We start from the raw sequence: 14,446 nt of genomic DNA on the forward strand, positions 1-14,446 counted from the left end.
AAGACGGAAACCGCCGTCTTAGCTTGGGAACAGCTCGGACAGTTTCATCGCCAGCATCATGTCGCCTTCAGCGCGCAGTTTGCCGCCCATGAACGCTTGCATGCCGTCGGTCGAACCGTCGACGATGCCTTGCAGGGTTTCGCCGTCCATCACCAGAGTGACCTGGGCATCAGGGTTTTCGCCTTCTTGCAGCTCGCAAGTGCTGTCTTTGACGATCAGCGAGAAGTTCTTGGTGTCGTCGATGCGGAAACCGAATACCAGGTCCAGACCGGCAGCGGCGGCTGGGTTGAACTTGGCTTTCATTGCTTGTACGGCATCAGCTACGGAGGTCATGGTTTGATCCTTTCTTGGGTAATTAGAGCTGGGTGGTTACAACCAGGGTCACAATAGTCCGGACTCAGCGAAACGTGATGAGTTCCGGTGCCTTCAACAGTTGCAAGTGTGCATGACTGTTGAAAGCAGACAGAGCCACCTCGCGACCGCGAAACTTCAGCAGGTTGAGCGAGGTGTTGACGATTTGCCAGTTCAGTTCAAACGCCTGTCTTGCCGGCATTTGCGTAATGAGGTGGAGCAGGGCAGTGATGGTGCCGCCGGAGGTGAACACGGCGATTTTCTGGGTGTTGTCGGCGCTTTCGAGGATGCGGTGAAGACCGGCCTGCACGCGTTCGACAAAGCCCAGCCAGCTTTCAAGCCCCGGCGTGTCATAGGTGCCGGCGAGCCAGCGTTCGATGATCAGGGCGAAAATGCGCTGGAATTCGGCACGGTTTTGCGCGGCGTTGCGCAGGATCTCCAGTGCTTGCGGTTCATCCTCCAGCATGGCTGGCAGCAGCGCGCGGATCACCGCGTCGGCGTCGAATTCGTTGAAGGCTGAATCGGTTTCCAGGGTCGGCACTGGCAGGCCCACGGCAGCGAACTGATCCAGCGCGCTGGTGGCCGTATGCTGCTGGCGGCGCAGGTCGCCCGAGAGGCAGCGGTCAAAGCTGACACCCAGCTCGGCGAGGTGCTGGCCGAGGATTTCTGCCTGGCGAACACCGGTCGGCGACAGGACGTCATAGTCGTCTGCACCAAAGGAGGCCTGGCCATGTCGAATCAGATAGATGCTGCCCACGTCCGCGTCATCCCGGTACGTTGAAGGTTTGGCGAGGTTATGAGGATGACGGAGAGCTGTCAATGAAAAAACATACGTTTGTTTGAAATGGCCGTTACAGGCTTGTTGCCAGAGGTTTCACGGCTGGCCGCCGAGGCGGAGCATGGGTATGCTGGCGTTGTCCCGCGCGTGTTTTAAGCCGCGCATCGTTTTGAAGGAGTCACTGTGGAGTTTTTGTCCGAGTACGCCAGTTTTCTGGCCAAGACCGTGACACTGGTGATCGCCATTCTGGTGGTCCTGGCCAGTTTCGCGGCGTTGCGCAGCAAAGGTCGGCGCAAGTCCGCCGGGCAGTTGCAAGTCAGCAAGCTGAATGATTTCTATAAAGGGCTGCGCGAACGCCTTGAGCAAACCTTGCTCGACAAGGACCAGCTCAAGGCCTTGCGCAAGTCCCAGGCTAAAACCGATAAAAAGCAAAAGAAGAAACCCGAGGTCAAACCACGGGTATTCGTGCTGGATTTCGACGGCGACATCAGGGCGTCGGCCACTGAAAGCCTGCGCCACGAGATCACCGCGCTGCTGACGTTAGCCACGCCAAAAGACGAAGTGGTACTGCGTCTGGAAAGCGGCGGCGGCATGGTTCACAGCTACGGCCTGGCGTCCTCGCAACTGGCGCGCATTCGCGACGCCGGCGTGCCGTTGACCATCTGCATCGACAAGGTCGCGGCCAGCGGTGGCTACATGATGGCGTGCATCGGCGAGAAGATCATCAGCGCCCCGTTCGCGATTCTGGGCTCGATCGGCGTCGTGGCACAGTTGCCTAACGTCAATCGCTTGCTGAAAAAACACGACATCGACTTTGAAGTCCTGACTGCCGGCGAATACAAACGCACCTTGACCGTGTTTGGCGAAAACACCGAGAAAGGTCGCGAGAAGTTTCAGGAAGACCTGGACATCACCCACCAGCTGTTCAAGAACTTCGTCTCGCGTTATCGCCCGCAACTGGCCATCGACGAGGTCGCCACCGGTGAAATCTGGCTCGGCATCGCTGCGCTGGACAAACAGCTGGTGGACGAACTGAAGACCAGCGACGAATACCTCGCTGAGCGTGCGAAGAAGTCCGAGCTGTACCACTTGCATTACGCCGAACGCAAAAGCCTGCAAGAGCGCATCGGCATGGCGGCCAGTGGTTCGGTCGATCGCGTATTGCTGAACTGGTGGAGCCGCTTGACCCAGCAACGCTTCTGGTAACTTTCTACACCGAACAAAAAAATGAAACCGTGGATATCCACGGTTTTTTTTGGCCTTTAGAAAGGTCTACGTGAGAAAAGCGAATTTTCCCAGGGCCATTGTCGATCGCTCCGGCATCCGACTGGAGTCAGGCCGGGTAGGGTGATGGTCCTGAAATGAATGCAATGGAATGCACCATGAATGAACCCGACGATAATGTTGCCGGCCCCCATCCAGCACCGACTCTGCCAATGCGCGACGAACTGAAAGCCGTGGTGGATCTCGCCTTGCCACAATCCCCCGGCCAGTTTGGCGAACGCTTGATCAAGGAAAAGTGGGGGGCGGGCATCGACCCGCGGACAGCCTTGCTGGTCACGCTTGATTACCACTACAAGGGCCATCCAGCGGAGAACGGTATCGAGCAGGGGCAGGTGGCGAGTTCCCGCTCGCTGCTGCAAACGCTGCTTTCCAACTACCAGAACGTGGGCGACGGTCGTTTCGCTGAAACGGCGTTCGGCCTGTACACGCCGCCGGACGTCGGGCCGATGGTTCGGATCGTCGAGCATGTCGACGAATTCGCCGATCACGGCAGCGGCAATCACCAGACGTATGAAGGCATCTATCGCCAAACCACACCGCAAGCTTATGGGCCGCAGACCCAGATCAATCTCAGACCCGCCGATTTCAAGAAGTGGGTCTGGGAACTGGAGTTAAAGAACTTGTACCAAGCGTATCTCGATCAGGTCTGGCCTGCCGATGACGTGCTCGTTGCGGCCACACCTTACGCCTTGAGAACGTCGGTCAAAGCAGCGTTCGTCATGGCCGCCTGGTTGCAGCATCATGAGCAACGCCTGACGCAAAAAGGTTTGGAGCTTGCGATGCGGGCGGCAGGCTTGCTTGCGGATCAGCGATGGGAAACGCTGACCTTCGGGCAACTGCAAGCACCGGCGCGTGTTCCTTCAACCGTCAAGTTCGGCCTTTTGAAACTGTACCGCTACACCGCAACCGATATCTGGGTCTTCCGCGACACTGCCAGTGCCCGCGTGCTGGTGTACATCCCTGGCAATTCTTCTCCGCTGCATGAATTTGCCGATGCCACGCAACTGCACCAATGGATTGTCGCGCAGGGCAAGTCCAGCGAGGCCAAACAGGCATTGGCCCTCCACTTTGCCGAAGATGATCGTGAGGACGGTACGTTTCACGCCGGTGTGCTGACGGCGCTGGATGGCATGGCGCTTTATCCCGTAAAACACTGGCTGACCCACAATGCCGGCTTCTTCAACAACGACGGTTATTGGGACCCGAAAGAGTACATCGGCTACGACGATCCGGCCGTTGCGACCGATCCTTTTGCCCGGTTGGTGCTGACGATGAAGCAGGCCGCACGGTCAGGCATCGAGACCATCCGTGACGATGCCCAGGTCAACCGGGATCAGTTGAGCGCTGTCGTCGAACCGATTGTGCAATGGGTCAACCGGTTTGCTCCGCTCGCCATATTCGTCCCTGGAGGCGAGGGGCTGCTGGCATTGGCCGGGCTTATTGACGCCGGTTATGGTCTGAATCAGGTGGTCAACGGAAAAACCCCAAACCAACGTTCGGAGGGCAGGACGCGCACGGTGTTTGGCTTGCTGAATGCGTTGCCGATGCTGAGTGCAGAGTCGGCTGTGAAGGGGGATGTTGCCGAGGCCGATAGCATGGCGGAGCGCGCCCACGAACCCGGCGCTGATCCGGGAGATCAGGGGCCCCGACCCGCGTCGGATGCAACCGTTACCCCGACGCCCATGAGCAACCGGACCGAGCTCATCCGTGGAATCGGCCCCTCGGTGGCCTCCTTCAGCGATGAGGTTCTGGCGCAGATCGCCAAGGTCAGCGCGATTGACGACGACATGCTGCGGTTGATGCAGACGGGCCGCGCACCGACGCCCTTGCTGGCGGACACGATCAGCCGCTTCAAGATCGATCAGGGCCTCGGTCCGGCCGGGAACCCCGCGCTATTCAATCAACGTTACGCAGCGCTTCAACGGTCGGAGCATGAATGGGTCCGACTGTTTCAACGCGAATACCCGGGCCTGCCGACAATCGCCATCGAGCAAATGCTCGACCGCTATGGCGTCGACATCCAGGCATTGCCCGACGCTACCGAGACCAGGCAAGTATTCGCGCGCCTGGACAGCAAGGCGCGCCAATACCAGCAGCACGTACGGCTCAATCGAGCCTATGAAGGCTTTTATCTGCGGTCGGTGGTGAGCGCCGAGACGGACACGCTGGCATTGCACTCCCTGAAAAATCTGCCCGGCTGGCCAAAGGATTTGCGAATCGAGATCCTTGACGGTTCGTCCACTGGCCGGGTTCTTGACCGTTGCGGCCCCCTTGATACCCCTCATTACCGAAACGTCATCAAGGTGGGAAACCGTTACCTGCGCCATGGCCGGCAAACGGATTTCTACGACGCAGTCCTTGGCGTGCTGTCGGACGAGGAGCGTTCGGCGTTGCATCTCTCGTCGCTGGATCCGGCCAGCGAGTTGCGGCTCAACCTCAGCGATCGGGCATTGTCCCGTGCCGAAACCCTACTTGGTTTGCAAAGGCTGGACACCGGTCTGATTTTTGAGCGCCAGGGCCTGCGCGGCGGAGGCTACCCGACGACCCCGCAGGGCGAAGCCATGAAGTTGCAAGCGACCAAGTTGCAGATCAAGGACATTTATCCGGACATCACCGAAGCGGGCGTTGATCAGGTGTTGCAGTTCGCAGGTGTCAGGGTGCAGGCGTATATCGACCAGCTGAATCAGCAGCTGCAACAGCTCAACATCGACCTGCGTGGCTGGGTCGATCAAGCGGCGCAAGACATTACCGACATGGATATTCCCTTCGTGACGATGGGTGATGAGGAGGCTGAAGGGATGAGCCATGCGCAGATCGCCGTGCACAATGCTCACGTGCTTCAAACCGCTCTGGAACAGGAGCGAGGGGTCAGGACAGAGCTCGCCGAGGAGCTGGTCGCCATTTGGCAAAAGCGCGGGCCGGTGCAGGATCATCTCTATGCACAGGACGGGCAACTGCGCGGTGTCAGGCTGGATCTGGCCTTCGAAGACTACCACCGATTACCCGCCTTGAATGTCAGGCTCACCGATGTGATCGAATTGTCTATGCGGGGTTTCCACCTGGTCGAGCAGGACAGTTTGAACGGGTTCCTGGAGAGTTTTCCAAACCTTGAATTGTTGAATCTGGAGCGTTTCGACTTGCGTCCTTTCTTCGTGGACGGCGACGCAGGGCGCGCCTTGCCCCCCGTCATCGGCCAGTTGACCCACCTGACCTCACTCAACCTGCGAGCCACTCGGCTGGTATTTTCCGAGAGCGCCGCTTCGCAACTGAGTGAGCTGAGCCACTTGCAAACACTGGACCTGAGCGACAACCCGTTGGGTGTGCCGCCTGTGGTGCTGGGTATGGACAATTTACGTCAGCTCAACCTGAGGAATACCGGGATAACCCGCTGCCCGGTCGGGATCAAGGACGAGCCTTATCTGACGATGCTGGATTTGCGCGACAACGGTATTACGCGGGTCCCGCCAGCGATAATGAATCAGGCTGTGGCCGACGACCGCGTGCTGTTATGGGGGAATCCGTTGACCGACGAGGACACGTTGCGCCGGTTGGTCAGTCATCGTGAACAAACGGGAGTCAATGTGTGGTTGAGCGTGCCGGGCGCAGACTATGGCACGCCGACGGTGTGGTTACGCGACTGCGACGAAGCGTTGCAACAGTCCCGGCAAGCCCTTTGGCAGCGACTGGCAAGCAAACCCTCCGGTACGCGGTTTTTGGCCGTAATCGACCGGCTGAGCCTGACGGCCGACTTTCGGGTCGGTTATCTGTCGCTCCAGGCGCGGGTCTGGCGATTATTGCAGGAGGCAGATGCCACGGACGAAATGTGGGGTCGAATGAGTCGTAGCAGCGGGCGGTTTGATCACCCGTTGGCAGCGTTCAGGGCGCTGGAGGATCGTGCCGGTTTTTAGGCGAAGGAATGAGCCTTGAACCCCGGGCGGGGTTCAAGGTTTGCCAGTCAGCGGCGACGGAACAGCGGCAGCGGTTCGTCGGTGGCGGCCTGATAGGTCACCGAAAAGTCCTTGAGACTTTCCAGGGCTTCGTACGGGTCTTTATCGGCACGCAATGCAAAGGCGTCGAAACCGCAGCGATGCAGGTAAAACAGCTGGTCGCGCAGCACATCACCAATCGCCCGCAGTTCGCCTTTGAAACCGTAACGGTCGCGCAGCAAACGGGCGTTGGAATAGTTTCGGCCGTCGGTGAAGGCAGGGAAATTCAAGGCGATCACCTTGAAGTCTGCTACGTCTTCACCGATTTCTTCGGCTTCTTCGTCAGCGTCCAGCCACACACCCAAACCGCCATCGCGGGCCTTGAGCATACGGCTGTGTTCGCGCCACAGCTGCAGCGGGACGATCAGGTCGTCGCAGTTGCTGACCTCGTCGATGTTGAAGTCCTTGGGCAGCAAGTGCCAGGTTTCGTCGACGACCTCGTTGTTCTTAATGATTCGCTGCATAGACGCGCTCCTTGAAGAGGTCGATGCCAATACGCTGATAGGTGTCGATGAAGCGCTCGTCTTCGGTACGTTGTTCGATGTACACGTTGATCAGCTTTTCGATCACATCAGGCATGGCTTCCTGGGCAAAGGACGGGCCGAGGATCTTGCCCAGGCTGGCGTCGCGGCTCGCGCTGCCACCGAGGGAAACCTGGTAGAACTCTTCACCTTTCTTGTCCACCCCGAGAATGCCGATGTGGCCGACGTGGTGGTGACCACAGGCGTTCATGCAGCCGGAGATGTTCAGGTCCAGTTCGCCAATGTCGAACAAGTAGTCCAGGTCGTCGAAACGACGCTGGATCGACTCGGCAATCGGGATCGACTTGGCGTTGGCCAGCGAGCAGAAATCACCGCCAGGGCAGCAGATGATATCGGTCAGCAAGCCGATGTTCGGCGTGGCGAAACCCTGTTCGCGCAACTCGCCCCACATCGCGAACAGTTGGGTCTGTTCAACGTCGGCCAGAATGATGTTCTGCTCGTGGGAGGTGCGCAGTTGACCGAAGCTGTAGCGATCGGCCAGGTCGGCCACGCCGTCGAGTTGCTTGTCGGTGATGTCGCCCGGCGCAACACCGGTCGGCTTCAGGGACAGGGTCACCGCCACATAACCCGGCTTCTTGTGGGCCAGGGTGTTGCGGGTGCGCCAGCGGGCGAAACCCGGGTGTTCTTTGTCGAGTTCGGCCAGCGCAGCGCTCTGATTGTCCAGGGCCTTGTAGTCCGGGTCGACGAAGTGCTTGGCGACGCGATGCACTTCGGCTTCGGTCAGCGTGGTCTGGCCACCGCGAAGGTGTTCCATTTCCGCATCGACTTTTTGCGCGAAGACTTCAGGCGTCAGGGCCTTGACCAGAATCTTGATCCGCGCCTTGTACTTGTTGTCACGACGGCCATAGCGGTTGTAGACCCGCAGGATGGCATCGAGGTAGCTCAACAGGTCTTGCCACGGCAGGAATTCATTGATGAACGCGCCCACCACCGGCGTACGGCCGAGGCCACCGCCCACCAGCACACGGAAACCCAGCTCGCCCGCGGCGTTGTGCACCGGCTCAAGGCCGATGTCATGGACTTCGATGGCCGCACGGTCGGACGTCGAACCGTTGATGGCGATCTTGAACTTGCGTGGCAAGTAAGCGAATTCAGGGTGGAACGTAGTCCACTGACGAACGATCTCGCACCATGGACGCGGGTCGATCAGCTCATCGGCAGCGACACCCGCGAACTGGTCGGTGGTGACGTTGCGCAGGCAGTTGCCGCTGGTCTGGATCGCGTGCATCTGCACGGTGGCCAGTTCAGCAAGGATGTCCGGGATGTCTTCCAGAGCCGGCCAGTTGAACTGCACGTTCTGCCGGGTACTGATGTGGGCATAGCCCTTGTCGTAGTCGCGGGCAATCTTGGCCATCATCCGCGTCTGGCGCGAGGTGAGTTGGCCGTAAGGCACCGCCACCCGCAACATCGGCGCGAAGCGTTGGACATAAAGCCCGTTTTGCAGGCGCAGGGGGCGGAACTCTTCTTCGCTCAGCTCGCCTGCCAGATAGCGTCGGGTCTGATCACGGAACTGCTTGACGCGGTCCTCGATGATCCGCTGATCGTACTCGTCGTATACGTACATATAAGTCCTGTTCTCAGGCTTGGGCCGGTCGGATCCCGTTGCGTTTTTTCGCCTGGAGGTCTCCGATACTGCCTCGGCAATTCTGCGCGCACGGCCGCGCACTCCCTACGGAGCCGGGGCAAGATACCAGTTTGCAGTTATGCGCAAAAGTGATGTTTGAGTATATGCAAAGAACCAAAACGACTAACGAGAACCGTTATTGGTAATCCCGTATTTGTAGTGCGGGCAATCGTCGTCTTTACTGTGGTCGAGTCTTTATGCAATCACCGATAAAACCGACAAGAGGCGATGCAATGAGCAACCCTACCAAAGCTACAAAGCCTGATAGCACGGTCGATGCTTGGGCGATTCTGTTCCTGATCATCCTGGTCGTGGGCACTGCGGTATTTTGGGTCAGCCATCAATAACCGACCCCGTCCTGGCCCGGTTCCGACGATTGTCGGACGAAAACCGGAATAAACGCCGTTTGCCGGGACTTCGCTGGCTATAATGCGCGGCGAAATTTCCGGGGGTTCGGACGTTAATGTTGAAGTTTTTCTACACCTTCCTGCTGATGCTGGGCGCGGCTTATGGCCCTGCTGCGCGCGCGGAGTCGGTGTTGTTCCTGAATCCCGGGAAGACGGACGAAGCCTTCTGGCTCAGCTATTCGCAATTCATGCAGGCAGCCGCCACGGATCTGGGCATTGACCTGCGAATTCTCTATTCCCAACGCATGCCTGAACTCACCGTGGCGCAAGCCCGCCGCGCGCTGCAAGGTCCCGATCGTCCGGACTATCTGGTGTTCGTCAACGAACAGTACGTCGCCCCGCAGATTTTGCGTCTGGCCCAGGGCAGTGGGGTCAAGCTGTTTACGGTCAACGCTGCGCTGACGGCCAATCAGCTGAGCCTGCTGGGCGAGCGTTCCGATCGATTGGGTAGCCTGGTGCCGAACGATGAAGAGGGCGGCTACCTGATGCTCAAGGAGCTGATTCGCCAGCATCCACCGGTGGCACCCGGTCAGGTCATCGAGTTACTGGCGTTTTCCGGCCTGAAGATCACGCCTTCGGCGCAACTTCGCGAGCAAGGCATGTTACGCGCCTTGGCCGAGCACCCGGAAGTACGTCTGCGCCAGCTGGTTTACAGCGGCTGGACCCGGGGAAGAGCCTATGAACAAGCCAAGTTGCTGTTCAGGCGTTACCCGAAAGTCTCGTTGGTGTGGTCTGCCAATGACGAAATGGCGTTTGGCGCCATGCAGGCGTATTCGGAAGCGGGTGGAGAACCCGGCCAAGACGCGTTGTTCAGTGCAGTGAATACGTCGCCAGCCGCGTTGCAGGCGATGGTCGACGGTCGTATGAGCGTGTTGTTGGGCGGGCATTTTACGTTGGGCGGTTGGGCGCTAGTGGAGTTGCATGACCTGGAACGGGGCGTGGATCTGGAACAGTACGGCGGGCGCGACCGGCTGATTCCATTACTGCAACTGATCGACAAGGCCCAGGCCAAACGCTTGCTGGCCATGGGCGCATCACCGAACTATGGGGTAAACTTCCTTCGTCTGTCGGCCAAGGGTCGGCCGTCGTCCTATCGCTATCCGTTCAGCCTGCAAACCCTGATGCGCTAAACCCCGGCCAGATGCACCACCAGTTGCACGATGCCGAACAGCGTCAATGCAAACACCGCCGTGAACAGAACCCCCAGAATCACGAAATGACTCGGCTTGCCGTGGGTGAAATCCCGCGCCCGGTTCTTCCCGCTCTGCACCCCGAACGCCGCCGCCATGACGCTGTGCAGCATCTGCCAGAAAGTTGGTGGTTTGTTGTCGACTGGATCGTCCATAAATCCCTCGTCATGTATGTGTGTCAGGCAAGCATAGTCAATGCACGGCATACACAAACCAAATGTGGGAGCGAGCCTGCTCGCGATGGGGCCATAACATTCAACATCTTCGTTGACTGTTACACCGCCATCGCGAGCAATCCCGCACACACTCAATCAGGTTGACCCCGGTATTTTTGAACGCCCCAAAACAACTGTAGGAGCGAGGCTTGCCCGCGAAGGCGGTGTAACAGTCAACGAAGATGTTGAATGTTATGACCTCTTCGCGGGCAAGCCTCGCTCCTACAAGGGATCTTTGTTGCTTAAGGGTTAGTTGTCGTAACCGAGGTTCGGCGCCAGCCAGCGTTCGGTCACGCTCAGTTCCTGTCCTTTGCGTGACGTGTAGCTCTGCACCTGGTCCTTGTCGATCTTGCCCACCGCAAAATACTGCGCTTGCGGGTGAGCGAAGTACCAGCCGCTGACTGCTGCCGCCGGGAACATCGCGTAGTGCTCGGTGAGGAACACGCCGCTGCGGCCGGCCTGCATTTCGCGGGCTTCAGGGTCAAGCAATGCAAACAGGGTGCTTTTCTCGGTGTGATCCGGGCAGGCCGGGTAGCCGGGAGCAGGGCGGATGCCGGTGTATTGCTCTTTGATCAGCGCCTCGTTGTCGAGCGTCTCGTCCTTGGCATAACCCCAATAGTCTTTACGCACTTGCTGATGCAGCCATTCGGCACACGCCTCGGCCAGGCGGTCGGCCAAGGCCTTGACCATGATCGAGTTGTAATCGTCGCCGGCGTCTTGATAAGCCTTGGCCACTTCTTCGGCGCCGATCCCGGCAGTGGTGATGAAACCGCCCACGTAATCGGTGATTTCGCTGTCCTTCGGCGCGACGAAGTCGGCGAGGGAGAAGTTCGGTTTGCCGTCGGTCTTGATGATCTGCTGACGCAAGTGATGCAGCTTGGCAATCGCCTTGCCGTCATCGCCGTAGACTTCGATGTCATCCTCACGCACCTGGTTGGCGGGCCAGAAGCCGAACACCGCACGGGCGCTGATGAGTTTTTCGTCGATCAGCTTGGCCAGCATTTCCTGCGCGTCGGCGTACAGCGAGGTGGCGGCTTCACCGACCACTTCATCCGTGAGGATGCGCGGGAACTTGCCGGCGAGGTCCCAGGAGATAAAGAACGGCGTCCAGTCGATGTACTCGGCCAGGACTTTCAGGTCGATGTTGTCCAGCACTTTGGAGCCTGTAAAGGTCGGTTTCACCGGCTCATAGGCGCTCCAGTCGAACTGCGGCTTCTTGGCGATGGCGGCCGGGTAGCTCAGGCGTTCGGTGCGGGCGCTGCGGTTGGCGGTGCGCTCGCGAACGTCGATGTATTCCAGACGGGTCTTCTCGACGAACGCCGGTTTCAGTTCCTTGGACAGCAACTGCGTCGCCACGCCCACGGCGCGGGAGGCGTCGGTGACGTAGATCACCGCATCGTTGCTGTACTTCGGCTCGATCTTCACCGCCGTGTGCGCCTTGGAGGTGGTCGCGCCACCGATCATCAGCGGCAGATGGAAGTCCTGACGCTGCATCTCACGGGCCACGTGGACCATTTCATCCAGCGAAGGCGTGATCAGGCCGGACAGGCCGATGATGTCGCACTTCTGCTCCTTGGCCACTTGCAGGATTTTCTCCGCCGGGACCATCACGCCGAGATCAACGATGTCGTAGCCGTTACAGCCGAGCACCACGCCGACGATGTTCTTGCCGATGTCGTGCACGTCGCCTTTCACCGTGGCCATCAGGATCTTGCCCTTGGCTTGCGGCTTGTCGCCTTTTTCCAGTTCGATGAACGGGATCAAGTGCGCCACGGCCTGCTTCATCACGCGGGCGGATTTCACTACCTGCGGCAGGAACATTTTGCCGGCGCCGAACAGGTCGCCAACGATGTTCATACCGGACATCAGCGGGCCTTCGATGACTTCGATCGGCCGGGTGAACGACTGACGGGATTCTTCGGTGTCTTCAACAATATGCGTGGTGATGCCCTTGACCAGTGCATGCTCCAGACGCTTGTTGACGGGCCAGCCGCGCCATTCTTCGGTCTCGGCTTCCTTGACGCTGCCATCGCCCTTGTACTTATCGGCGATGGCGAGCAGGGCGTCGGTGCCTTCCGGCGTACGGTTGAGTACCACGTCTTCGACCGCATCACGCAGCTCGGCCGGGATCTGGTCGTAGATCTCCAGCTGACCGGCGTTGACGATACCCATGGTCAGGCCGTTGCGGATCGCATACAGCAGGAACACCGAGTGAATCGCCTCACGCACCGGGTTGTTGCCACGGAACGAGAACGACACGTTGGACACGCCACCGGAGGTCAGCGCGTACGGCAGCTCGTCACGGATGTAGGCGCAGGCATTGATGAAGTCCACCGCGTAGTTGTTGTGTTCTTCAATACCGGTGGCCACGGCAAAGATGTTCGGGTCGAAGATGATGTCTTCCGGCGGGAAGCCGACTTCGTTGACCAGAATGTCGTAGGAGCGTTTGCAGATTTCTTTCTTGCGCGCTTCAGTGTCGGCCTGGCCGGCTTCGTCGAAGGCCATCACGACCACGGCGGCGCCGTAGCGCTTGCACAGTTTGGCGTGATGAATGAACTGCTCGACGCCTTCTTTCATGCTGATCGAGTTGACGATGCCCTTGCCCTGGATGCACTTGAGGCCGGCTTCGATCACTTCCCACTTGGAGGAGTCGATCATGATCGGCACGCGAGAGATGTCCGGTTCACCGGCAATCAGATTGAGGAAGGTCACCATGGCCTTCTTCGAATCGAGCATCCCTTCGTCCATGTTGATGTCGATCACCTGGGCGCCGGCTTCGACCTGCTGCAGGGCGACTTCCAGGGCTTCGGTGTAATTGTCTTCACGGATCAGACGGGCGAATTTGGCGGAACCGGTGATGTTGGTCCGCTCGCCGACGTTGACGAACAATGAACTGCGATCGATGGTGAACGGTTCCAGGCCCGAGAGGCGGCAGGCCTTCGGGATTTCTGGAATTTCACGAGGCGCATAACCGGCCACGGCTTTGGCGATGGCTTCGATGTGGCCCGGCGTGGTGCCGCAGCAGCCGCCGACGATGTTGAGGAAGCCGCTCTGGGCGAACTCTTCGATGACTTTGGCGGTTTCCGACGGCAGCTCGTCGTACTCGCCGAACTCGTTCGGCAGGCCAGCGTTCGGGTGCGCCGAGACGTGGGTGCCGGCCTTGTTCGACAGCTCTTCCAGGTATGGACGCAATTCACTGGCGCCGAGGGCGCAGTTCAGGCCGACGGAAATCGGTTTGGCGTGGGCCACCGAGTTCCAGAACGCTTCGGTGGTCTGGCCGGACAGGGTGCGGCCGGAGGCGTCGGTGATGGTGCCGGAAATCATGATTGGCAATTCGACGCCCAGTTCTTCGTAAACCCCCTGCACGGCGAAGATAGCGGCTTTGGCGTTCAAGGTGTCGAAGATGGTTTCAATCAGAATCAGGTCGGCGCCGCCTTCGATCAGGCCTTTGGTGGCCTCGGTGTAGTTTTCCACCAGTTCATCGAAGGTCACGTTGCGGTAGCCGGGGTTGTTCACGTCCGGCGACAGCGAGCAGGTGCGGCTGGTAGGGCCAAGCACGCCGGCGACGAAGCGTGGCTTGTCGGGGTTCTCCAGGGTTTTCGCATCGGCGACTTTGCGCGCCAGGCGGGCACCTTCTACGTTCAGTTCGTAGGCCAGCTCTTCCATGCCGTAATCGGCCATGGAAATCCGGGTGGCGTTGAAAGTGTTGGTTTCCAGAATGTCGGCGCCGGCATCCAGGTAGGCTTTCTCGATGCCGCCGATCACGTCCGGACGGGTCAGCACCAACAGGTCGTTGTTACCTTTGACGTCGCTCGGCCAGTCAGCGAAGCGTTTGCCGCGGTAATCCTGCTCTTCGAGCTTGTAGCTCTGGATCATCGTGCCCATGCCGCCATCGAGAATCAGGATGCGCTCTTTGAGGGCGTGCTTGAGAGCTTGAAGGCGAACACTGCGATCGGACATTGGGACTACTCGGAAAGACCATGACGAAGGGCCGGGATGATAGCAAACCTGTGCGGTTTTAGAGCATGTCCCGGTTTTGCATGAATATCGCTCATGTTTGTGCGGTTGC

Annotated in this window: 9 protein-coding genes; 3 read left to right on the forward strand and 6 right to left on the reverse strand. The window is 59.1% G+C overall.

What is annotated here, in order from left to right:
- Nucleotides 1-18 precede the first annotated feature (18 nt).
- Nucleotides 19-333: an SCP2 sterol-binding domain-containing protein gene (locus tag EYC95_RS17765; RefSeq protein ID WP_007946492.1), complete on the reverse strand. Its 315-nt coding sequence runs from the start codon at nucleotides 331-333 to the stop codon at nucleotides 19-21.
- A 64-nt stretch (nucleotides 334-397) separates the two neighbouring features.
- Nucleotides 398-1,108 (reverse strand): histidine phosphatase family protein, encoded by a 711-nt coding sequence (locus tag EYC95_RS17770; protein ID WP_131061527.1) that lies wholly within the window; start codon nucleotides 1,106-1,108, stop codon nucleotides 398-400.
- 204 nt (nucleotides 1,109-1,312) lie between these two features.
- On the opposite strand from EYC95_RS17770, the gene sohB reads away from it, so the two are divergent.
- Complete coding sequence (gene sohB / locus EYC95_RS17775; protein WP_131061528.1) at nucleotides 1,313-2,335, forward strand: protease SohB; 1,023 nt, start codon at nucleotides 1,313-1,315, stop codon at nucleotides 2,333-2,335.
- A 176-nt stretch (nucleotides 2,336-2,511) separates the two neighbouring features.
- Entirely contained in the window at nucleotides 2,512-6,321 is a 3,810-nt protein-coding gene (locus EYC95_RS17780) for a dermonecrotic toxin domain-containing protein (RefSeq protein WP_131061529.1), read from the forward strand.
- A 47-nt stretch (nucleotides 6,322-6,368) separates the two neighbouring features.
- Here EYC95_RS17780 and EYC95_RS17785 read toward each other — a convergent pair whose 3' ends face one another.
- Together EYC95_RS17785 and EYC95_RS17790 are read right to left on the reverse strand one after the other, a co-directional pair.
- Complete coding sequence (locus EYC95_RS17785; RefSeq protein WP_131061530.1) at nucleotides 6,369-6,863, reverse strand: DUF934 domain-containing protein; 495 nt, start codon at nucleotides 6,861-6,863, stop codon at nucleotides 6,369-6,371.
- On the reverse strand, nucleotides 6,847-8,505 hold the full coding sequence (locus tag EYC95_RS17790; protein WP_131061531.1) for a nitrite/sulfite reductase: 1,659 nt from the start codon (nucleotides 8,503-8,505) through the stop codon (nucleotides 6,847-6,849). The genes EYC95_RS17785 and EYC95_RS17790 overlap by 17 nt, the downstream gene beginning before the upstream one ends.
- Before the next feature lie 523 nt (nucleotides 8,506-9,028).
- Between EYC95_RS17790 and EYC95_RS17795 the strand changes: the two genes are divergently transcribed.
- A complete protein-coding gene (locus EYC95_RS17795) occupies nucleotides 9,029-10,102 on the forward strand; it encodes an ABC transporter substrate-binding protein (protein WP_131061532.1) in 1,074 nt (357 codons plus the stop codon).
- Here the strand turns inward: EYC95_RS17795 and EYC95_RS17800 are convergent.
- A complete protein-coding gene (locus EYC95_RS17800; protein ID WP_131061533.1) occupies nucleotides 10,099-10,317 on the reverse strand; it encodes a DUF2970 domain-containing protein in 219 nt (72 codons plus the stop codon). The genes EYC95_RS17795 and EYC95_RS17800 overlap by 4 nt on opposite strands.
- Before the next feature lie 309 nt (nucleotides 10,318-10,626).
- Entirely contained in the window at nucleotides 10,627-14,337 is a 3,711-nt protein-coding gene (gene metH / locus EYC95_RS17805; RefSeq protein WP_131061534.1) for a methionine synthase, read from the reverse strand.
- Nucleotides 14,338-14,446 lie beyond the last annotated feature (109 nt).

The organism is Pseudomonas sp. BGI-2 (genome assembly GCF_004310295.1).
GTDB lineage: Bacteria > Pseudomonadota > Gammaproteobacteria > Pseudomonadales > Pseudomonadaceae > Aquipseudomonas.

What these genes read in the sequence shown, in the direction of transcription:
- EYC95_RS17765 (WP_007946492.1), bottom strand. Translation starts at nt 333, where the DNA reads ATGACCTCCGTAGCTGATGCCGTACAAGCAATGAAAGCCAAGTTCAAC.
- EYC95_RS17780 (WP_131061529.1), top strand. Translation starts at nt 2,512, where the DNA reads ATGAATGAACCCGACGATAATGTTGCCGGCCCCCATCCAGCACCGACT.
- EYC95_RS17785 (WP_131061530.1), bottom strand. Translation starts at nt 6,863, where the DNA reads ATGCAGCGAATCATTAAGAACAACGAGGTCGTCGACGAAACCTGGCAC.
- EYC95_RS17790 (WP_131061531.1), bottom strand. Translation starts at nt 8,505, where the DNA reads ATGTACGTATACGACGAGTACGATCAGCGGATCATCGAGGACCGCGTC.
- EYC95_RS17795 (WP_131061532.1), top strand. Translation starts at nt 9,029, where the DNA reads ATGTTGAAGTTTTTCTACACCTTCCTGCTGATGCTGGGCGCGGCTTAT.
- EYC95_RS17800 (WP_131061533.1), bottom strand. Translation starts at nt 10,317, where the DNA reads ATGGACGATCCAGTCGACAACAAACCACCAACTTTCTGGCAGATGCTG.
- metH (WP_131061534.1), bottom strand. Translation starts at nt 14,337, where the DNA reads ATGTCCGATCGCAGTGTTCGCCTTCAAGCTCTCAAGCACGCCCTCAAA.